The sequence below is a fragment of the Aporhodopirellula rubra genome (assembly GCF_014192335.1).
In the GTDB taxonomy this organism is placed as follows: Bacteria; Planctomycetota; Planctomycetia; order Pirellulales; family Pirellulaceae; genus Rhodopirellula; species Rhodopirellula rubra.
In genome coordinates, this window is record NZ_JACHXU010000009.1 from 82,257 (window position 1) to 104,319 (window position 22,063).

Below are 22,063 nucleotides of genomic sequence, written 5' to 3' on the forward strand. Positions count from 1 at the left end.
ACGCATGTGATTCCGAGCCGAGGTCTCAGAAGACACAATTTACCGTCTCAATGTTCGCACACCAGAGGCGTCCGCCGACGGAAGCGTCTCGGCCAGCCAAGTTGGCAGGGTCGGAGGCCGATCGAGACGAGCCCGACGTGGCAGCAAACACTGGGCCAACTGATCCAGGATCACCGCAGTGGCCCCCCAGATCCGGAGCGATTGGTATTCAAACGCGGGGGCACTGAACCGAATTTGGGCGACTTCTAAGGCAGGATTCGACGCGGCGTGGACTGACCTTCGGTGCCACATGAGACGAACCCGCGATTGCTCGAGGACGGCCGCCAACGGCAAATGGATCACTTCGTCGACTTCGCCGGGATCTGGATTCCAAGGCTGGTCGGGCAGGCGCAGGACGCAAACCACTGGGGTTACCTCGTTGTCGCTGGCGTAGACAAACTGCAGTGGCAAATTGCCGCACACCCGGTGCACGTCGGCAGGAAGGCCGAGTTCTTCTTCGAATTCGCGAAGCGCCGCTTCGGCGGGAGTTTCGCCACGTTCGATGCGTCCACCAGGAAAACAGATCTGTCCCCCGTGATGCCGCAGGGTGTTGGGACGCCGGGTCAACGGAAAAATCCAGCCGTGTTGGGGATCGTAAAATATCCCCACCGCCACTGCGGCACGTCTGGATTTCAAACGCGAGGGACCTCGGTGTCGTCCGTAGGCGAGCTGCGGGGTCATGTTCCAATCAAGCGAGTCGGACGTCGTGGAGTCCTCGATCCGCTGCAAACGTTCGGCGAGAGTCTCGGCCATTTGTACCGCAAGACGCTCCACCGTTTGATCCGTTGAAGCACGTTTCAGCTGACTCAGCGGGCGGCCTGCTGACGCGTTTGCGGGACCATTTTCGGCTGTCACAGCCGAATCGCGTGCGGGCGTGTTCCCCGACTGTTTTGTCGGGTGCTCGGCGGTCTGGAATTCTTTGCCGACCTGCAATTCTCCGGCTACCTGAGACGCTTCGAGCCGGTTGCTCCTCGCCCCCGTGCGACGGTTCCCGGCAACGACACCGTGGGGGAGAGAAGCGTCGCGGGGGAGGGAAGCGTTGTTCGGCTGGGGCGTGTTGAGGTTCACCGGAGTGCTAAATCAAAGATTCGAGCAGGCGACGCAGTTTGCGAAGCTCGACACGATGGTCGTGATCATCCATCGGCACCATGTCGACGGTCAAAGCACGATTATATTTCTCGCGTTCCAACTGGGTGACGATTTTTCCATAATCGATTTCGCCTTGCCCGACGCTGACTTGGAATTTGTCTTTGCTGGTGTCACGCAATTGCACGTTGGTGACAAATTTGAGCAACTGATCGAAACCTTTGCCGACGGCCATCGCTTTGGCCACGGCGGGGTTTTCGGCCGAGGCGATCAACGCGACGCTGGGGTCGAGCGAGATGCCGAGCCCGTCGATATTGTTACACAGCACGAGCAGCGTATCGGGGTCTTCGCTGAGGCATCCGAGCATGCATCGCACACTCAAACGCACACCTTCGCCTTCGGCGATCGCGACGAGTTTTTTCAGGTGTTCGACTTCTTCGTTGAACGGGGTTCCCTTTTCCGCGGACGGCACCGAAATATTCACCACTTTGGTGGCCTTTGCGATTCGGCACATCATGTGGAATTGTTCGTAGTGCTCGTCGCCGGTGCTGGCGAGTTCGAGGCGGTATCCGCTGATATCCATCCGGTGTGTGTATCGGAGGAGTTGAATCGCGCGGTCCTCATCGACCAGTATTTCGCTGGGTTTTGCGGGTCCGATGGATTCCTGGACGGCGATTTCGACGGCGGTGAAGTCGAGATCCTGAAGCAGCTCGATCGCAGCCTGAAGTTCCAGATCGGGCCAACATAGAGTCGAGGCGGCAACAAACACGCGGTGCGTCCTTTCGAGTGAGCAAGCAGTTAAATCAGTGATGCCGGGCTTGACCTAAATTGCCTAGCCCAGAGGCTTTCACTCTACCGTGACTCTGCCTCGCAAGTCCAGCCGAGTCGGGGGAATCTCAAAAGCGACTCTCGGGCGAGTAATCTGATTGCGGCCGGGGCTCGACGGACGCCCTACTATTTTCACGTCAATCTATTCATTGCGATGATTCGAGCAAAACATGTTTTCGGAAACTGACGGCAGCCGGAAGGCGATCGGCGATGTCGATGTGCTCTACCACGATGGGCTGTACCACCTCTTTCATTTGGTCCTTCCCAATCACGACTTTATCGCCCACGCGGTGAGCACGGACGCGTTGAATTGGCGGCGAGTCCGAAATGCCCTCTTCATCGGCGACCCCGGCAGTTGGGACGATTTGATGCTGTGGACAATGCACGTGTCGCCGGATCCGCACCAATCGGGACGGTGGCGGATGTTCTACACGGGATTGTCGCGGCGCGACCAAGGCAACTACCAACGGATCGGCATGGCGGTCAGCGACGACCTGATGCATTGGCACAAATCGCCGGTCCACTGGGTCGACCGTCGCGGCCCAAACGATCCACAACGAGTCAAAGAGGCACTGGAGCTCAGCCGCTCCCAAGTGACGCCTGCCGAGGACGCTCCGTTCGACGAGAACAGTTGCTTCCCACTGCAACCCGATCCCGCGTATTACGAGGCCTCACTCGACGAAGGACGTCAGTGGATCAGTTTTCGAGACCCGTATTACTACCACGACGGTAAAGACGGATGGTTAATGGCATCGGCTCGGGTTAATCACGGCCCGATCGTTCGCCGCGGCTGCGTGGCGTTGATGAAGGAGGTCGAGCCGAATCACTTCGAAGCGATGCCGCCGCTTCACCACCCGCGTCTGTACGACGACATCGAAGTCCCCAATCTGATTTGCTTTGACGAAGATCACTACCTCATCGGCAGCATTCGTGAAGACGCCAAGATTCGGTATTGGCATTCGGATCACCTGCGTGATCGATGGCAGAGCTATCACGACAACGTGTTGCTGGCACAGGGCAACTACGCAGGCCGCGTTTGCCGCGACGACAAAGGATGGCTGTTGTGGAATTTCTATTCGATGAGTACGGCCGACCGCCTTTCCAACAATATCATGCCGCCGCCGAAACGCTTGTGCCGTTCCAAAGACGGGCTGCTGCGAGCGGTCACCTTTGAAGGGATTGAAGCCTACGCACGCGAGTCAATCGATGCCGACTGCGTTCACGGCCTGATCGAAGATCTTGATGACGCCGGAGACCATTGCCTGCTTGGTGACCGTCAACTGGAAGTCGCCTGCGAGAGTGGTTTCCAAGCGTTCGTGTTTGACGGCGAGATGGAACACTTTCGGTTTTCCGCGAATCTGTGTTTGCAGGGACTCGGCAAGTGCGGATTGGTGTTTCGAATCGATCCGGAAACGCGGGATGGGTACTACTTGTCACTCGATCTCTACAAAGGCGTGGCGCAGCTTCGCGGATGGGGCACCGACGACCAGAGCAGCGGTGAACACATGATGCAGTTCGACTCGTTGCAGTCGGGATTTTGGCATGGCAAGTCTCGCGGCCGAGCGGACGTGACTCTGATCGCATTCGGCAGTTACATCGAATTGTCTATTGACGGACGCGTTGTCCTTTCCCTCGCGGACCACCGGTTTTCACGCGGGCATCTCGGCATATATCTCGAAACTGCGGTCGTGCGGCTCTCTGATATTGAGATCATCCGACTCGCGTCGCCGAGCCAGACGGACGAACACCTGACCAGCGGTTAATGAAGAACGACAAAAAAGAAACAGCACGCCACCGATTGGCCACCCAATTCATGCGGAGGTGGACCGAGTGAAACCCCGGCGGCGGTGGATGATTGCGTGGGTCCCAACGGACTAGTAACTTGAGCGGCGGGGACTACGATACGCTCGTGGCTCCCGGCCGATCCGTAGCCGCGACGTGTTACGATAACCGTGACATCCCGCCGGTGCGCAACCTCTGCACCGCCCTCACCTTTCAAAATCCTACCTCAATCGTTTGCTGGAGTCGTCGATGATTCGTGAAGCTTCCCTTGCCACTTTGTTGATCCTTTGTGCCAGTGTCCCGAGTTGGGCGGATTCGCCCGCGGCGTCTACCGATTCGCAAATGAAGACCATCTTCAATGGCGAAAACCTCGAGGGATGGAGCGGTGACCCACGACTATGGTCAGTTCGCGACGGCGTCATTCACGGCGAAACCACGCCTGAAAATGCGGCCAAGGGGAACACGTTTCTGATCTGGCAGGACGGGAATACTGCTGATTTCGAATTGACGTTGTCGTTTCGCTGCAACGCGACCAACAACTCCGGCATCCAATATCGGTCCGAACACAACACGGCAGCCAACGCACCGAACAAATGGTCGCTCAAGGGTTACCAGCACGAAGTTCGCAACGAAGAAGGTTTCCCCAACATCTCTGGGTTCATCTATGGCGAACGCCTCAACCGCGGACGCATCTGCCTGGTCGGCGAAAAGGCAGTCCAGGAAGGTGACAAGAAAAAAGTCCTGGAGACATTGATCACGCCTGAAGAGTTTAAAGAGTTGTTTCGCCTGGACGATTGGAACGATGTCCGAATCGTTGCCAAGGGTCGTAACGTCCAGCACTATCTCAACGGTCGGTTGATTCTCGATTTCACCGATTCGCCTGAGCAAGCCCGTCTCGATGGGGTCCTCGGCTTGCAACTGCACGCAGGCAAACCGATGTGGGCGGAGTTTAAAGACATTCACTTCCGTTCGCTGTAATTCTTTGCCAATAGGGCGACTGACACTTCTCTACGAGATGACGGGTTCGTTGACGGCCGGTTATGATTTTGGCGTGCGAGTAGTCCCCATCATCCAAAGCCGGCCCGTTGAAACATCGCAGTACCCGAGAAGTTGTCGAAGACCTCCGTCGTGGCCAACGTTTAATCGAGGTCACTGATGAGGTCGACCCGCATTTGGAGATCGCGGAAATCCAGCGCCGGGTGTACGCAAACGGCGGGCCGGGACTGTTGTTTTCGAACGTTCGTGGCTGCCGTTTTCCGATGGCGTCGAACCTGTTCGCGTCGCTCGAGCAAGCCCGCTATCTGTTTCGCGATACGCTCGAATCGGTCCGCCGCCTGATCGAAATCAAGCTAGATCCGTCGGCGTTGCCGAAACATCCGGTGCGGTACGCGGGCGTGCCATTGACCGCGATGACCATGTTGCCGCGAAGGGTCCGCCGCGGTCCGGTGATGGCGAATGCGTGCCCCCTTTCCGACCTGCCGCAGTTAAAATGCTGGCCTGACGACGGCGGTGCGTTCGTGACACTGCCCCAGGTGCTCAGCGCCGATCCGTTGGCACCGGACAACCTGATGCGAGTGAACCTCGGCATGTACCGGGTGCAATTATCAGGCAACCAATACGATCCTCAATCACAAGTCGGCCTCCACTACCAAATCCATCGTGGCATTGGAGTGCATCACCGAACCGCAATGGACCGCGGTGAAGAACTGCGAGTCGCGATCACGGCGGGCGGCTCTCCTGCGATGAGCCTGGCGGCGGTGATGCCGCTCCCCGAAGGTCTGACTGAACTGACATTCGCCGGGGCGCTGGCGGGACGCCGGACTCGCATGATCCGTGGGGATCACGCGCCGGTCTATGCGGATGCGGACTTCGCGATCGTCGGTCGGATTGACCCAACCGCGACGATGCCCGAAGGTCCGTTCGGAGACCATCTCGGTTACTACTCGCTCGAACACCCGTTTCCGTTCATGCGGGTCGAAAAGGTTTGGCACCGTGACGACGCGGTGTGGCCGTTCACCGTGGTCGGTCGACCTCCTCAAGAGGACACGACATTCGGACAATTAATCCATGAGCTGACCGACCCGATTATCCCGAGCGTGATTCCGGGAGTCAAAGCCGTGCATGCGGTCGATGCAGCAGGGGTCCACCCATTGTTGTTGGCGATCGGCAGCGAACGATACATGCCGACCCTCGACGCGGCTGAACCTCAAGAGTTGCTCACACAAGCCAACGCGATCTTGGGCAACGGGCAATTGTCGCTCGCGAAGTACTTATGGATTACCGACGACCCTGAAAACAAACTCAAAATCCATGACGTCGAGCGATTCATCCGCCACATTCTGGAACGTGTCGATTGGCGTCGAGACCTTCACTTTCACACGCGGACCACGATCGACACGCTGGATTACTCCGGCACGGGGTTGAACCAAGGATCGAAAGTCGTGATCGCCGCGCGCGGTTCGGCGTGTCGCGAGCTTCCGCATGAAGTGCCGACGGATTTATCGCTCCCGCACGGTTTCGAAAATGCTCGGGTGGTGATGCCCGGTGTGCTCGCGATTGGGGCGCCGAAATACAGCGCAGACGCAGGAGCCCACGAAGCAAACGAACTCGCAAGTGCATTATCTTCACATGAAGCCGCTAAATCGTTTCCGCTAATCACGATTTGCGATGATGCGGACTTTGCATCCGCGAACGCAAACAATTGGTTGTGGCTGACGTTCACCCGCAGTAACCCCGCAACAGACATTTGCGGTGTGGATGAATTTGTCCTGGACAAACACTGGGGATGCCGGGGTCCGCTGCTGATTGACGCACGCGTGAAACCTCACCACGCGCCGCCATTGATTGAGGACCGCGAAACATTGGCGAAGGTCGACGCCCGGGCGGCACGCGGCGGACCACTGGCGGCATATCTCTAGCCTCAGAACAATCCAACAGCCCGTTCAACGATGAATGCGGCGGCTGCACCGCGTTCTCTCTCTGCGCCGCTTTGAGGACACCCGGTGCTGTTGCCTTTCCTGAGTGTCTGCCACAATGCAGAGCGTGTGGATGGTTGATCGACATGCCCGCCTCGCCAGCAAGAGAATCCGATGTGCCCCCATGCGATTCAACTTGCATTCGTCGTTTGGCGGAGGTGATATCGACTCAGTCCACACCCCGCGTGCCGAATACTACTCATCGCTGACACAGATGCGTCCATGGATGAAATCCTTTATTACGACCGATACGCCAAGGAAACTCGCACCGAGAAGGTGTACGGAGACAAGGCGTTGCGTTGGACGTACGGAACGATCGCGGGAAAGATTTCGCTAAACGCGTTGGTGAAGCGTGCCGCGTTTTCGCATTGGTACGGATGGCGAATGGATCGTCCGTCAACGCGTGAAAAGATCGCACCTTTTATCCAAGAGTACGAACTAGACTCGTCGGAATTTGTGCGTGATGTCGATGAGTTTGCAAACTTCAACGAGTTCTTTTATCGCGAACTCAAACCGGACGCTCGCCCGATCGATTCGAATCCAAATTCGGTGGTTTTTCCCGCCGATGGTCGCCACCTGTGTGTGCCCGACTTGTCTCAGTGTGATGGATTGTTCGTGAAGGGCGAAATGTTCGATCTGGACACTTTGCTCGACGATCACTCGCTAACAAATCGATACGCCGCGGGCAGCCTGCTGCTGTCACGATTGTGCCCAGTCGATTATCACCGTTTTCACTTTCCCGCCGCCGGAGTTCCGGGACCAACGAAACTGATCAACGGGCCGTTGTACTCAGTAAACCCGATCGCGCTTTGCCAGAACATTCAAATTCTCGCGACGAACAAACGATGCGTCACTGAGTTAAGAACGGAGAAGTTTGGGAATATTTTGCTGCTGGAAATCGGTGCGACGTGTGTGGGTAGCATTTGCCAAACCTATGCGGACGGACAGCCCGTCGAGAAGGGTGCGGAGAAGGGGTATTTCCGCTTTGGCGGTTCCTCCACGATCACGATTTTCGAACCCGGTCGCATCCGTTTTGATCGCGACCTGATCGAGAATTCCCAGAATCAGCGAGAACTCTACGGGCGGGTCGGCGACCGCATGGGCGTGCTCTGCGAGTAAGCGGCATTCCCGCTCGACCATCGCGATAGCAGGCGTACCAAAGTTATCGCACCGTGGAGCGGCAGCACGCCCCCCGGGCGGAAATCGGTTTTGTCAAAGTTTTCCGATTGGCGTGTCGATAACGCTTCCATGGCTGCGTTTTCATCTAACGTTAGCGTGGTTCCCCGCGCGCCGAATATCGCCTCCCATGAGATGGTACTGACTATCCCTGGCTTCCTTGCCGGCCGCGGCAGCATGGAGCGTGTGGGTGATTCGCTGCGCCAGGCGGGTTTCCGGTGGCGGCACTGGGACTACGCGAGCTTGCGTGGCTCGTTGATCGAGCATGCTCACCGGCTCAGTCGCGATCTTCACGAACTGGCGGAATGCACCAAAATTTCACGGATCCACTTCGTCACGCACAGCATGGGCAGCGTCATCGCTCGCGCGGCGATTCATGAGTCGCAGTTAGAAACACGCTTCTCACCGAAGTGCGGCCGCATCGTGATGATGGCGCCGCCGAACGCGGGATCGAAACTGACACGCATTCCGTTAGGGCCATTTGCACCGTGGTTCCCACAACTGCGTGAACTATCGGAATCTCCGGACAGCTACGTACGTCGACTCCCGCCGTTACAACTCATGCCGGTGGGCGTGATTGCGGCGGAGCAGGATTTTGTCGTTGCCCCCGAAGCCACGCACTTATCGGGCGAACAAGACCATGCCACGTTGCCGACCACGCACCAAGCATTGATTTCGGCTCCCGAAGCGATCGAAATGTCGATTCGCTTTCTACGGTCCGAACGGCTAACGGCGGCCCCGGCAACGATCCGTTTCCCACACGTCGCTCAGCGTCGCCCGGTCCATTCAGCAGCGGCATAGCGTTGCTGACGGATTCGTTTACTCGCGGTCAGTTCACTGTCGGTGAGATCGCCCGATTGCCAATCGATCCCCATTGCGGTGCCGACCTTTGCGGCGATGGACGCTTCGATTTCGTGCGGCTCGATCGCGACGGACGACAACTCGTTGATTCCGGGTAACGAAGGTGCGTGCCGAGACACGCGAAGCAGCAAACTGCCGTGCTGCAGAACACCGCCGCGAACCCGACGCTGGGCACTGCCGGCGATTTTATATCCGCCGCAAATCAGATCTTCGTCCGTTCGCCGTTGAAAACAAAGGAACGGTTCATCGCGTTTGGAACGCAGCCCTGTGTTTGAATCCGAAACGGCGTCACGCGACAGTTTCTCTGCCGCAGCAGTGGTATCTCGATAGGGCATCGCGGCGACGCCGACATCGGCCAACGATTCGATCACGCACTGATGCACGGTTTGATAAACACATTCGCGTGCACCGGGTCCGGTATCACTGAGCGGCAGCGACAACGAATACGTCAATTCAAAATGATGCAGAATTGCTCCGCCGCCGGTTGAGCGACGAACAATGTCCACACGGCCATCGTCAACGATACCACTCAACGTGCCATCTGCTTTGGATGCGACACAACCGGTCGGATCGGACCAAGGCGTGGCATCGTTGAGAGATTGAAAATACCCCAACGACAACGTGGGTCGGGACCATCCGTAAAACCGCAGCGTCGGAGCAACATCCTTCAGGGCGACCGCTTCGGCGATCGCCTCGTCGGTTGCCATATTCGCGGCAGCATCGTGCAACGCGAACGGCAACAGCCGGCCACGTGTCGGAGAAGCGGCTTGAGTCATCGCGTGGCCAACCCACATGCGTGATGCAACGAATCGCATTGAGAGAGGTCAGGCCGAACGATCACGACGGGGTCATGCCCGTCGTTAGCAAACAGAGTCAGCAACTTGATTTAGCCTGCTTCCGAACACTGTTTTTCGTACGCGGCGTAATCCATCAACGTGTCGGGCAAATCGCCATCCAGTTTGACTTTAACGATCCAACCAAAATCGTAAGGATCGTCGTTGAGGCCTTCGAGATTGTCGGGCAAGTCCGAATGAACCTCGACAACTTCACCTGACACGGGACTGTACAGAGGGCTGACCGCTTTGACGGATTCGACTTCGCCAAACTCGTCACCGACCTTGAGAGTCCGGCCGACTTCGGGAAGGTCCATGTAAACGAGATCGTTCAACGCTTCGATTGCGAATTTCGAAATGCCGATGGTTGCGATTCCGTCGTCTTGGGTGACATCGACCCATTCATGAGTTTCGGCGTATCGCAGTTTGGTGGTGTCGCGTGACATGGATTCTCTCTCGAGGGGAACAAGACAAATAATGAAAGCTCGACGCGCCGGATATTCTACTCCAGAAGAGCGGCAACGTTCAGGCGTCGAAACCGAGCGACCTAAGAAACAGCTCGTCGATAGAACGGCAATTTAGTCGGCTTCGCGACCGTTGTCCGCCCGCGGATGTCGACCTGGAATTCTGAATCACCGGCATGCTTGGCGTCGACCATTGCCATGGCGATCGGCACTCCCAGCGTCGGCGATGGCCCACCACTGGTGATCTCACCGATCTTTTCTCCGTTTTGATCGAGCACACCACAACCTTCACGAGCGGGACGTTTCCCTTCGGGAAGCAAACCGATGCGGACGCGAGCGGGACCTTGCTGCTTAATCTGCTGCAACGCTTCGCTGCCGATGAATTGACGGTTGGGCAAATTAACAGCGAAGTTCAAACCGGCCGAAATCGGATCGACCGTTTCGTCGAGCTCATGACCATAGAGAGGCATCCCGGCTTCCATTCGCAAGGTATCGCGTGCACCGAGCCCGGCGGCGGTGAAGCCTGCGTCACGCCCCGCCAACAGAATGTTTTCCCAAACTCGCGTGGCCTCTTCGGCACGAACGATGAGTTCCAATCCGTCTTCGCCGGTGTACCCGGTACGGCTGACGATGACGGGTTTCGCGAATTGATCCGTGATCCGAGCCTGATAGTTTTTTAGTCGTGACGGATCGAACGAAAACAGTTTTTTACAAACCTCCATCGCCAACGGGCCTTGGACCGCAATCATCGCAGTCAATTCGGTCCGGTCGGACATGGTGACGGTGGGAAAATCCGCGAGGTGAGGTTCAATCCACTTTAGAATCTTCGCACGGTTGGACGCGTTGACGACCAACAGATGAAACCGGCGTTCCGAAGGCGTCTCGAGATGCGAGACAAGAACATCGTCGAGCACTCCGCCTTCGGCGTTGCACACCATCGAGTATCGCACTCCGCCGACGGGCAGATCGGTCACACGACGCGTCAGGATATGGTCCAGGAATTCCGCGGCACCATCGCCATCGAATCGCAAACGGCCCATGTGCGAAACATCAAACAGGGCGGCTTTGTTTCGACACGCGTGATGCTCAGCAACAATGCCTCCGACCGGTTTCGCGACGCCAGTTGACGCTCCGTCAACATCCGCACTGCCGGTGGATTCGGGAGTCGCGTACTGGATCGGCATCTCATAACCCGCGAAGGGAACCATTTTCCCGCCCATGCGGCGGTGCCATTGGTCGAGCGGAGTCTTTGCGAGACTGTCGGTTACCGCTGGCTCGTGCGATGCGGATGCGGAAGAATCGGTCATGGGCGGATTCATTTGCGCACACCCCGCCCGAAAAAATGCCAACGGGTCGAGGCAGCAAGGAGACGTTCGAGATGAAAAAGATCTGTGCATCACCAGTCGGCACACGAATCCAAGATTCGGACTCAGCGGGTGAGCGAGCACGAGTTTACCAAGTCAATACGAGGCAACTACCCCTCGTGCGAATGTTGTTTGTCGAAAACCGCCTACGTCGATGACAGCGCATAACATGGCTCACTTTGGCCGAGTTATTCCCGTCTCAACAATTGAGACGCGCCAACGATCGCGATTGTTGCGGCGATGTTGGCAGTCAATGCGAACGCACCTCAGTGCGGCGAGTCATCGGGAACTCAATGAACGACAAAATCCATCCATAGCGTAGAATGTTCCGATCGGGTTCAATAATTGACACCATGACCGATCCCCAATCCGAATCTTCTCCAATCAACGACGGCGATCCGCCTTCCGAAACGGAAGGTACGGAGTCGATCGCCCATCGCAACGAGTTGATTTCGACGGCACACCATGAGGCGGGCCATGCCGTGATGGCCGTTTCTCTCGGACGAACCATCCACAAAGTCAGTATCGCGCCAGGCAAACCGCAATTCGGTGCCGCGAGATTGGGGCATTGCGAAATCAAAAAAGGCGGTTCGAAAGGTTCGCACGACCGACTCGAAGACGACGTGTTGATCTTGTTGGCCGGCATGGTAGCCGAGGCCCAACTGACCGGACGATATTGCCAACGCGGTGCCGCCCGTGACCTGAAGGACGTCGCAAACTTGCTATGCACCCGTGCGGCCTCGCCGCGACAACACGAAACGTTACAACGCCGCATGTTGTCAAAAACGGAACATATCCTCAGTGACGCCGCTCACGTCGAAGCGATCAAAACGATTGCAAACGAATTGCTAACCAAAACAACAATTAGCGGCCGATTGGTTCGACATCATTTCCAACAAGCTCAACAACGAAAACGTTAAATTATGGCTACCCCTAACGCCACTGATCCCCAGATCATTGACGCCATCTCGCGCGAGTTGAACTTACCCGTCAAGCAAGTGACCGCTGTGGTGGAACTACTCGCGGCAGGCAACACAATTCCGTTTATCGCTCGCTATCGTAAAGAGGTGACCGGCGGCCTTGACGAGATCGCGTTGCGTGCGATCGAAGACGGATTGGAAAAAGCGACCGCCCTCGCGGCACGAAAAGCAACTGTGCTGAAAACGATCGAGGAACAGGGCCTACTGACCGACCTATTGCGACGACAGATTGAAGCCTGCACGGATCTTCGATCACTCGAAGCGATCTACTTACCTTACAAACCCAAACGCCGCACCCGCGCGACGATCGCTCGCGAACGCGGCCTGCAACCGCTCGCCGATGTGCTGCTGAGTCAATCCAAACTCGATCGATCAAAGCAAGCGATTCTCGAATCCTTTGTCAACAAAGAACTCGACGTTCCCGATACCGAAACCGCGATTGCGGGCGCCATCGATATCATCGCCGAACAATGGAGCGAGGACGCGGAGGTGCGTCAGTGGATGGTGGAGAAAGGTTCCAAGTTCGGACAAATCACGTCCCAGGTGAAACGAGGCAAGAAAGACGAAGCGGCCAAGTTCGAACAGTACATGGACCGTCAAGAATCCGCGGCACGAATCCCCGGACACCGATTGCTCGCGATGTTGCGCGGCGAATCCGAAGGCGTACTTAAAGTGGGCCTCGCAATGGAAGAGGACCGAGCGATCTCGCACGTGAAGTCCAGGTTCATCAAGAACCCTTCGTTCGAATTCAATCGCGAACTGCATACCGCGGCAGAAGAGTGTTTCAATCGACTGCTCCAACCGGCAACTCAATCAACGGTACTGCAGATGTTGAAAGAACGGGCCGACGAAGAAGCGATCAGCGTGTTCGGTAAAAACCTGCACGAATTGTTGATGGCGGCACCGGCAGGCCCGCGAACGACGATCGGGATCGACCCAGGTTTCCGAACCGGATGCAAAGTCGCGGTGGTCGACGGAACGGGCAAATTCCTAGCCAACACTACAATTTACCCGACGCCGCCCAAGAGTGATGTCGCGGGAGCGGGGAAGAGTTTGTTGGCGTTGATCAAAAAACACAACGTCGAACTGATTGCGATTGGGAACGGCACCGCGTCGAGGGAGACCGATTCCTTCGTCGGGGAGTTGATCGCGGAACACAAACTCGACGTGACCAAGGTCATGGTCAGTGAGTCGGGAGCCTCGATCTACTCGGCCAGCGAATTGGGGGGCAAGGAATTCCCGGATCTCGACATCACGGTTCGCGGCGCCATCAGTATCGCTCGTCGCCTGCAAGATCCGCTCGCCGAATTAGTCAAAACCGACCCAAAGTCAATTGGCGTTGGACAGTACCAGCACGACGTCAACCAGACGCAACTACGCAAGTGCCTCGATCGCACTGTGGAATCGTGTGTCAACCGGGTCGGAGTCGACCTAAACATGGCGAGTGTCCCCTTACTGGCACACGTCGCTGGCATCGGCCCGAAGCTCGCCGAGAACATTGTGCTCTACCGAGACGCCAACGGACGTTTCGAAAGCCGCATGGAACTGACGAAAGTTCCCAAGCTCGGCAAGAAAGCGTTTGAGCAAGCCGCAGGGTTCCTGAGGATCCGAGGCGGCAAAGAACCGCTGGACAACTCCGCCGTCCACCCCGAAAGCTACTCTGTTGTCGGCCGCATGGCGAAAGAATTGAAAGCGGATGCGAAAACGTTGGTCGGCAATTCGACCCTGAGTCAGAAACTAAAACCGGAACAGTTCGTCGACAGCCGCTTCGGTCTGCCGACGGTCCAGGACATCATTGCCGAACTCGCCAAACCGGGACGCGACCCGCGTAGCGAATTCAAGGTCGCGCAATTTGATTCTTCGGTCAACTCGATGGAAGACCTCGCCATCGGCATGGTGCTCGAAGGCGTGATCACGAACGTCACACACTTCGGCGCGTTCATCGATCTCGGCGTTCACCAAGATGGCCTGATTCACATCTCACAATTGGCCAACACCTTCGTCAGCGATCCGAATGAAATTGTTTCAGTTGGCGATGTGGTGAAAGTGAAAGTGCTCGAAGTGGATCTGGACCGGAAACGGATCGCGGTGACGCGAAAGTTCTGACGCGTGAGTGTTTCGCCGAACCAAAACGTTGAGCCACTCAAATCGGCCCGTTCGAGCCTGAACACTCGATGACACGGCATCATCTTTAAGAACGCAATGCTTTTGCGAGCGGGCAAAACTGCATCGCGTTTGCCGCACCGCTGCGATACTTCTCGAGCAGTTTGCGTGACTGCGCGGCGAGTTGCCGGCGGACCTCGCGTCGTTCACCTTTCACGCGAGCGATCGCCATGTTGTCGTAGGCGGTTGTTTGGTGCCGCATCCACGCGATCACTGCAGATTCGGCGCGACGTTCAATCGGAATGCGCTGAGTTCTCGCGACTGTGCCACTGCCCACGGGCGTTGCATGCTCGGTGACTGCGGACGCTAACCGTTTTCCGATCGCTGCGTAGTCGGAATGAAAATTCAAGAATGCGACCACGGCCGCGTGGAAGTCTTCCACATACTCTTCCTGCTTTTCCTCGCGTCGCACCTTCGCGGCGGCTTTTGCTTTCGCGTACTGCGGGGTACTGCGAGTCGACTCCATTGCCTCTTTCGCGGAGTGGATTTGCGCGGCATCCGCCCACAAGCCTTTGGAAAACTCGCGGCGTCCTTTCCGCTCCTTCATGGTCCACGTCGGACCGGCGGCCTTCACTCGTCGTGTCACCCCTGCGTCACCAGGCGGCAACAGCGACCAAGCATCCGGAACAGCGACGACATCACCCGACGGCAAACACACGGTGCGGTCGCTTGGCCCTGGACCAACGACGAGTGTTTGCTGCGGCAGCGGCAGATTGGGATCCGGGTCGGGATGCTTTGTCGCACCGGGACGTTTTGCCTGGCCGGACCGTTTTGCAGGATTGGGTCGTTTTGCCGAGTTGGGGCGGGCTGGTTGCGCAGACGTTTTTTTTCTTGGCATCGTTTCTATATTTGAGCCCGTGGTTTCAGCGCGAGAGCAATGCGTTGATTGCGATCGACACATTACGCGATCAGCGTTGATGACAAAACCGTTTTCATCTGTTAGCTGGGAGACTCGCGCGAAACGAGGGTTTAGACAGACCGCAGGTTGAGAGATGCAGCGAACCGGGAATACAGTTATGCCCTAACGTACCGTGATCTCCGCACGCGGCAGCGGCCACTCCTCCGAAAAGGAGGACCGATTCATTCCCGCAGACGCAACGATCGCCTACGCGATCCGCTGCGAAACTGGACCGTAACGATCGATCGCAAGATAGACTACGCAGCGCGACGTGTGGCGCGGTCTTGTTCGATACGGCGACGAGGAATGGCATTGGCCCCGACTTCGTCTTGGTTTGGGAACGCGTACCAGGCACGTTGATCGATCGCTTGTAGAATCGATTCCGCAACGGCGACGGCACGTGCACCGGCGGATCCGTCGACAACGGGCACGCCACCACACTGAACACTGATAACAAAATCGTGCAGCTCGTCGAGGATCGCGTTTCGCGGCTCGAGTTCACGAACTTCGCATTGCAGGTGCTCTGCGAAAAGCGTGTCGGCATACTTCAACGGGTTGTCGGTATCGGTACCGAGGTCGAACTCGCGTCTGGTCAACGAATCGCTCGCACGAACGGTAGCCAAAGCGGGTTTACCGAAATCGATTTGAGCAAAACCCGCAGGACTGTAGAGAACCATATCTCGCGCCGGCAGCGGGCTCACTCGAGAAGCTTTAAGGTTGGCGACCAACCCGCACTCGAATTCCAAACGAGCTTCAGCGATATCTTCATGATTCGAAACGACCGATATGCCGCTCGCGGCGATCGACCGGACGGGAGCACTCGTCAGGGACAGAACCAAATCCAGATCATGAATCATCAAATCCATCACGACACCGACATCGAGGCAACGCCCCGGAAATCGCGATGCCCGAGTGGCTTCGACGTATTTTACGTCCACACCGAATTCTTCCAACGCGGTGAACGCGGGGTTGAATCGTTCGACGTGCCCAACTTGCAGGACGAGGCCGCGAGTTGAGGCCTGCAACGCCAACCGGCGCGCATCGTCGGATTCGTGGGTGAGAGGTTTTTCAACAAAGAGGTGCTTACCGGCTTTGATGAGAGCCGTCGCGATGTCAGCATGACACTGCGTTGGCGCCGCAATCACGGCGGCGTCGAAGGAGTCGATCGCGTCACGATAGTTTGCGTGAGCGGCAACCGGCGAGTCGTCCGAATGATGCGTTGCGGCGATCGCTTCGGCCGCCTGCAGATCCGGATCGCAGACCGCGGTCAACGTAGCGCCGTCGACCTGGGTGAGTAATTTTGCGTGGATTCGTCCGAGATGTCCGCCGCCGATAACGGCGACGCGTAGTTCACGGCTCATGCTGCTTTCTTTCGGCGGTCCCGGCCTCGTCCGGCCCGACCACCACATGTGGTTTCTAAACAATCAAACAAGTGTCGGAGTACGGGACGAATCGGTCCCGTTTTGAACATCTCAACGCGAGAAGGCTCGATACCGATGCGTTGGCGGTACAACAAGCGGAACGCCTGCGTCAGCACCGCGATGTCGTCTTCGGTGTAGTCGTGTCGTTTCAGCCCGACGGTGTTGATGCACCGTGGCTTGGCGTCGTATCCCTCGATAATCACGTAAGGAGGAACGTCTTGCAGGATGCGGCTCATCGCACCAACAAACGCGAGCGTTCCGACGGAAACAAATTGATGGATCCCGGCACCGCCCGCGATCGTTACGTCGTCGTGAACGTGTGCGTGACCAGCGATCATGCAATTGTTCGCCATCACGATCCGGTTTCCGATGTTGCAATCGTGTGCGATGTGCGTTCCGGTCATCAGATAGTTCTGATTGCCGACGCGAGTGACGCCGTCTTCCTTCTCACTCGCACGATTGATCGTGACCTGTTCGCGGAAGACGTTGCCGTCGCCGATTTCGACGCGGGTCGGAGTGGCACGATAGCTCACGTCCTGCGGATGCGATCCGATAGAGCAGTGCGAGAACACCTGATTGTCGTTGCCCAACCGAGTGACACCGGTGACGGTCACATGGTCTTCGATACGGCAACGGTCACCAATGGTGACATCGGGTCCGATCACGCAAAAATGACCGACGCGAACGTCTTTTCCCAATTTGGCTTTGGGGTCGACCACGGCGGTGGGAGCGATCACGACACTCATCGGGGAGTCCTTAGTGAAAGAGCTATCATTCGAGGCGGGATTATTAGTGTGTTTTGATGTGTCTTAAGCGACACGACGAATGTTCGGGGTCGACTCGCGTTGATCGGCGAGTTGAATCGGGTTCGCGTTTTGGGCGACCATTTGTGCGAGTTCCTGAGCGAGCATTCCGTTGAGGCGATGCCCTCCACGCTCGGACACAAACTGTCCTATCAAATCGACGCCCACGAGTGAAAGATCACCAATGAGGTCGAGTGTCTTATGTCGGGCGCATTCGTTGCGAAATCGGAATGCATTCTCGACGGGCCCGTCAGGACCGATCACCAGCAATTCCTGGTTCGAAACGTGCTGTGCGACACCGTTGGCTCGCAGTTGCTGTGCTTGCTCGAGGGTCACGAATGTTCTTGCTGCGGCAACTTGCCGCGTGAATTGGCGAGGCGTCAAATCAAACCGGAATGCTTGGCTCGAGACGACACTGTCGGGTCCGTAGTCGAGCCGGTATCCGTAGTGGGAACGATTGCCGTCACACGGAAAGACTTCGATACTGGCGTCGCCTTGGCGAACGCGTAGCGGTTGCTCGATCACCAACTGCTGCTTCAACGCAGCTTGGATGACCAACCCTGCGGACTGCAGAACGCGAACGCACTCTTGGCTACTGCCATCGAGTCCAGGCATCTCTTCGGCGTCGGCTTCGACAACGCAGTTATCGATTTCGAGTCCCGCGAGCGCGGCCATGATGTGTTCGACCATGGCGAAACTCGCGTCGCCGTTTTGCAAATTCGTCCGGAACTGGACACTGTCGGCAAACTCAATGCGGGCCGGGCATTGGGGGTGTCCGGGCAAATCGGTGCGTACAAAGACGATGCCGGTGCCAGCCGAAGCAGGTAGAAAACGGAGGCTGACAGATTGTCCGCTCCAGTACCCGCGGCCGGCGACCATGCAGGTCGACGCAATGGTATGTTCGTTTCGATATCCGATCACGGCGTGGGCCTCCTTGCCGCGCCAGGGACCGCCACTTCAGGTGGCACCCCGCTCCACGATTAACTAGGTTCGACGATGCGACGAACCGATTTAACAATTTGATATGTCGGTGAACACATCAACGACAACGGCCTCATGCCGTTGCCGTAACTTGGTCATGCTCAATCGCCGAATCAGCGATCGAAGCGAATGAACTACTGACGTGCAGCGCCTGCTTTGCCTGCAACGAGAACCTTGTCGAGGTACTGCATCACGCCGGGTGTCATGTCGAGAGCTTCGTCGTGATAGACGATGTTCTTCATGACGCCACGAATGACGGACTCACCTTTTTCGAGGTCCATGTCTTCGCTGTTGTAACGAAGCACCAAGTTGATCTTGTAGTGCTGGGCCAGAACTTTGACACCGGCAGCGATGTGCTGATAGTTGTCGTAGTAGATTTTGGCTTCGCGATCAGCGAGTTCTTTGCGTTTGCGAGCCATGTCGAGACGGAGTTTGGATTCCATCGATGCGACACGCTCTTCTTGAGCGGTGTACTCAGGCGAACCGGGTTGGTACGTCTTGAGTTTTTCGGCGGCTGCCTTCAGCTCGTTTCGCTTGCCTTGCAGCTCAGCGTCAAACGACTTGAGGTTTTCCTCAACCTGTTTGACTTGGGATTTGATCCCTTCGTTGTTCTTGAAGATGTAGGCAACATCCACCACGGCGATCCGGTGTCCACTATCTTGAGCGGACGCGGCGGTCGGGGCGAGAACGGTGAGGGTGGTGATGGCCAGGGCTAAGGCCGAAAGAACAGATAGTCGCACGTCCGCTACTCCTTGCGTGGTGAATGCGAATTTCAAAACCGTGTAGTCGTTTAATCAAAGTCAGCGTCCTACGCCGATAATCAAACGTCTCCGAAAGGAATGACGTCAATCTGCGTCGGTAAAACGCACGCCATGCCAATGTGGTCTCGAATTGTGTCACTCGAGGGCGAATCGGGCAAGACTGATCTGTGCCGTTTTTCGCCCTGCCAAAAAATATTTCCAAAGTCTTCGAAAGCGATTTCCCAGGGAAATCCACCTATCGAGGACGTAACTTGATCTTCAACTGCAGCTCCTCGTCTCCTCGACGAACAATCAATGGCAATTGATCACCAGGCGCTCGGAGACGCAATTGATCCATGAACTGCTCGATAGTGGAGATGGGTGTTTTACCTACCTTGACCACTCGATCTCCAGCGAGCAAACCACCCTCTTGAGCCGGGCCAGATGCGAGAATTGACGAGAGTACCACCTCGGACGGTTGCTGAGACAGTGTCACCCCCATGACGACCGTCAATTGCCGACGGATTTGGACGTTTGCTTCTGTCTTCACGTAAACCGGACGCTCAGGCACTGTCGCCAATCGCTCGCTGACCTGAGAGATCATATCGGTTATTCGATCCATACCGTCCAGGTTTAGTTTGTCAAAATCATCGCTTGGACGGTGATAGTCCGCATGCAACCCGGTAAAGAAAAATAGCACCGGAATCCCTGCCTCGTAGAACGACGCATGATCGCTCGGCCCGTATCCGCTGGGCACCTCGACAATGCGAAAACGTGTCGTTTGGTTGGCCTGCTCGAGCAGTCCGGGAAAACTCGCCGCCGAACCCGTTCCATAGACGGTCAATTCGTTGTCATTGAGGCGCCCGACCATGTCCATGTTGATCATGGCCACCGTCGACGAAAGCGGATAGCGAGGATGCTGCACATAGTGCTTGCTGCCCAACAGCCCGCGTTCTTCCCCCGTGAACGCGATGAACACGATACGTCGATGATTGGCGGGTCGCTGCGGCCCCGACAAAGCCTGTGACAATTCGCCGGCCACTCGCAACAACGCCGACGTGCCGCTGGCGTTATCGTCGGCACCGTTATGGATTGCGATGGTATCTGGCGCCAGCGATCCGAACTCTCCCATACCGACATGATCGAAATGGGCGCCAATCACGAGGGTTTCCTCCGCGAGCGCGCCACGACCGGGCAACACCGCGACGACGTTGGGGCTCGGCACCTTCGACGGTGAAATCTCCACACCGAGTCGCACATTGGCGCCCGACAACGGAAAACTGCGTGGCTGGTAATTGGAATCGATTTCGGCTTCGATCTGTTCGATCGGTGTGGGCATCCAACGTCCCGCCAATTCTCGCGAGATGCTTAAGACGGGAATCGGTGGACGGGTGGTTGTCTCCCCGGTCGCGGGATCGACGATCTTTTCGACACCGCCTCGGGGGCTCAATCCGGCGCCGCCGATGTTGAGCAGCCCACGCCGGGCGACTTCGATTTGCCCCCCTATTTCACCGAGCATCGCTTCGATCCGGGCGATCTGGCTGCTCAACTTTTCGCGAGAGTTGACTGCATCTTCGGGCAACGCGTGCCAGCGTTCCTGGATTTTGGCCAATCGTTTTTGTTCGGCGTCACGACGTTCCCGAACATCATGAACCATCCGTTCAATACTATCGGGATCATTGACGATGAGGACTGCCGCAGCCCCCTGATCGATCGCCGTACTGACTTTGGTATCGAAGTAGGCGTGCCGCGAATTTTCGATTCCGTCGAAAGGACTGGTGGGATCGCTCACCCCGGGTTCTTTTCGCAGCATCATGACGACCTTCCCCTTAACGTCGACACCCTCATAGTCGTCGTAGCGGTGTTCGGGAGCACGGATCCCGTAACCCACCCAAACCAAGTCGCCCTGAGCCGTGCCCGAACTGGCACCAACGGCCAATGGGGTAAAGTCGCGTTGGAGACGAAAATCAACCGACGACGTCTCATCGGCCGCGGCCTTCGGTTCATCCGTGCTAACGGGCCGCCCGGATGCTGCGATTCGAAGGTAGTTTTCCTCCGTCGACGTGACCTTGGGACCGACGGAGATCTCTACCGTCTGGAGCGCTGATTCGTCGAAAACGTTGGTCTCAAGCCCCATCGCGTGGAAACGCTCACTCAGGTATTCAGCGGCTTGGAAGATCGTTGGATCGACGCTGCTCCGTCCTTTCAGTTCCTCGCTGGTCAGAAATTTCAAATCCTCAATCATCGAGGCGCGGAGGTCGTCGTTGGCGCGGACGTTTGCCGTCAGTGCGGACAATTCACTCGGTTCGGCGGAATCCCCCGGAGTTGCAAGTCCCCCCGCAATGGCCAGCGACCAGATCACCACCCATGCCGTTGCAAACGTCCGCGGAAGACGCCGACGTTGAGCAGCGGTTTGCTTCGTGCGCGGTCGTGGCAGATGCCGGTCATCCGAACCGGCACTCGACTCGTCACCCACTCTTTGGGAGGGCGGTGAACAGCAAAGTGAGGACAATCGCAAACAGCCTCGTCGCAGGAGTCCGGTCAAACGACCGATGTTGAAGATTCGGAGCGAGCAGAAAAGCGGTCGGATGAATCCAGTCTGAACAGGCATTCGCGGCTCAACAGAGTAGGCGTGAAAGAGCGGAGGAGAAATGTCCGCCAAGTGACGA

18 protein-coding genes are annotated in these 22,063 nt (G+C 57.1%); 7 read left to right on the forward strand and 11 right to left on the reverse strand.

The window, feature by feature from the left end:
- Positions 1-39: 39 nt before the first annotated feature.
- Complete coding sequence (locus FHS27_RS31550) at positions 40-1,107, reverse strand: NUDIX hydrolase (RefSeq protein WP_315854562.1); 1,068 nt, start codon at positions 1,105-1,107, stop codon at positions 40-42.
- Positions 1,108-1,114: 7 nt separating this feature from the next.
- Positions 1,115-1,894: a sugar phosphate isomerase/epimerase family protein gene (locus tag FHS27_RS13700; RefSeq protein ID WP_184305490.1), complete on the reverse strand. Its 780-nt coding sequence runs from the start codon at positions 1,892-1,894 to the stop codon at positions 1,115-1,117.
- A 229-nt stretch (positions 1,895-2,123) separates the two neighbouring features.
- On the opposite strand from FHS27_RS13700, the gene FHS27_RS13705 reads away from it, so the two are divergent.
- The 5 genes from FHS27_RS13705 (at position 2,124) to FHS27_RS13725 (ending at position 8,687) form a co-directional block, all read left to right on the forward strand.
- Positions 2,124-3,716: a glycosyl hydrolase gene (locus FHS27_RS13705; RefSeq protein WP_184305491.1), complete on the forward strand. Its 1,593-nt coding sequence runs from the start codon at positions 2,124-2,126 to the stop codon at positions 3,714-3,716.
- A gap of 268 nt (positions 3,717-3,984) precedes the next feature.
- Positions 3,985-4,713, forward strand: coding sequence for a 3-keto-disaccharide hydrolase (locus tag FHS27_RS13710; RefSeq protein ID WP_184305492.1), 729 nt, complete (start codon positions 3,985-3,987; stop codon positions 4,711-4,713).
- A 107-nt stretch (positions 4,714-4,820) separates the two neighbouring features.
- Positions 4,821-6,653: a UbiD family decarboxylase gene (locus FHS27_RS13715; RefSeq protein ID WP_184305493.1), complete on the forward strand. Its 1,833-nt coding sequence runs from the start codon at positions 4,821-4,823 to the stop codon at positions 6,651-6,653.
- 279 nt (positions 6,654-6,932) lie between these two features.
- A complete protein-coding gene (locus FHS27_RS13720) occupies positions 6,933-7,829 on the forward strand; it encodes a phosphatidylserine decarboxylase (RefSeq protein WP_184305494.1) in 897 nt (298 codons plus the stop codon).
- 90 nt (positions 7,830-7,919) lie between these two features.
- Positions 7,920-8,687 carry an esterase/lipase family protein gene (locus tag FHS27_RS13725; RefSeq protein WP_184305495.1) on the forward strand — a complete coding sequence of 256 codons (768 nt, stop codon included), beginning with the start codon at positions 7,920-7,922 and terminating at the stop codon, positions 8,685-8,687.
- Here the strand turns inward: FHS27_RS13725 and FHS27_RS13730 are convergent.
- The 3 genes from FHS27_RS13730 to gcvT form a co-directional block, all read right to left on the reverse strand.
- Positions 8,654-9,562, reverse strand: coding sequence for a lipoate--protein ligase family protein (locus FHS27_RS13730; protein WP_246419754.1), 909 nt, complete (start codon positions 9,560-9,562; stop codon positions 8,654-8,656). The genes FHS27_RS13725 and FHS27_RS13730 overlap by 34 nt on opposite strands.
- 71 nt (positions 9,563-9,633) lie before the next feature.
- Positions 9,634-10,026 carry a glycine cleavage system protein GcvH gene (gcvH, locus tag FHS27_RS13735; RefSeq protein ID WP_184305496.1) on the reverse strand — a complete coding sequence of 131 codons (393 nt, stop codon included), beginning with the start codon at positions 10,024-10,026 and terminating at the stop codon, positions 9,634-9,636.
- Between the two features lie 101 nt (positions 10,027-10,127).
- A complete protein-coding gene (gene gcvT, locus FHS27_RS13740) occupies positions 10,128-11,351 on the reverse strand; it encodes a glycine cleavage system aminomethyltransferase GcvT (protein ID WP_184305497.1) in 1,224 nt (407 codons plus the stop codon).
- A gap of 410 nt (positions 11,352-11,761) precedes the next feature.
- Between gcvT and FHS27_RS13745 the strand changes: the two genes are divergently transcribed.
- Entirely contained in the window at positions 11,762-12,328 is a 567-nt protein-coding gene (locus tag FHS27_RS13745; protein ID WP_184305498.1) for a cell division protein FtsH, read from the forward strand.
- A gap of 3 nt (positions 12,329-12,331) precedes the next feature.
- Positions 12,332-14,494: a Tex family protein gene (locus tag FHS27_RS13750; RefSeq protein ID WP_221225100.1), complete on the forward strand. Its 2,163-nt coding sequence runs from the start codon at positions 12,332-12,334 to the stop codon at positions 14,492-14,494.
- Positions 14,495-14,579: 85 nt separating this feature from the next.
- On the opposite strand, the gene FHS27_RS13755 is transcribed toward FHS27_RS13750, so the two are convergent.
- The 6 genes from FHS27_RS13755 to FHS27_RS13780 all read right to left on the reverse strand — a co-directional run bounded on the left by FHS27_RS13755 (position 14,580) and on the right by FHS27_RS13780 (position 22,005).
- Complete coding sequence (locus tag FHS27_RS13755; RefSeq protein WP_246419755.1) at positions 14,580-15,389, reverse strand: DUF2293 domain-containing protein; 810 nt, start codon at positions 15,387-15,389, stop codon at positions 14,580-14,582.
- A gap of 317 nt (positions 15,390-15,706) precedes the next feature.
- Positions 15,707-16,810, reverse strand: a complete 1,104-nt coding sequence (locus tag FHS27_RS13760; protein ID WP_184305499.1) for a Gfo/Idh/MocA family protein — start codon at positions 16,808-16,810, stop codon at positions 15,707-15,709.
- The gene (lpxA, locus tag FHS27_RS13765) at positions 16,807-17,616 is read right to left on the reverse strand and encodes an acyl-ACP--UDP-N-acetylglucosamine O-acyltransferase (RefSeq protein ID WP_009096434.1); all 810 of its coding nucleotides are present in this window, start codon (positions 17,614-17,616) and stop codon (positions 16,807-16,809) included. Before lpxA ends, FHS27_RS13760 begins: the two co-directional genes overlap by 4 nt.
- 63 nt (positions 17,617-17,679) lie before the next feature.
- Positions 17,680-18,594 carry a UDP-3-O-acyl-N-acetylglucosamine deacetylase gene (gene lpxC, locus FHS27_RS13770; protein WP_184305500.1) on the reverse strand — a complete coding sequence of 305 codons (915 nt, stop codon included), beginning with the start codon at positions 18,592-18,594 and terminating at the stop codon, positions 17,680-17,682.
- A gap of 194 nt (positions 18,595-18,788) precedes the next feature.
- A complete protein-coding gene (locus tag FHS27_RS13775; protein WP_315854563.1) occupies positions 18,789-19,394 on the reverse strand; it encodes an OmpH family outer membrane protein in 606 nt (201 codons plus the stop codon).
- Positions 19,395-19,650: 256 nt separating this feature from the next.
- Positions 19,651-22,005 (reverse strand): M28 family peptidase, encoded by a 2,355-nt coding sequence (locus FHS27_RS13780; RefSeq protein ID WP_246419756.1) that lies wholly within the window; start codon positions 22,003-22,005, stop codon positions 19,651-19,653.
- Positions 22,006-22,063 lie beyond the last annotated feature (58 nt).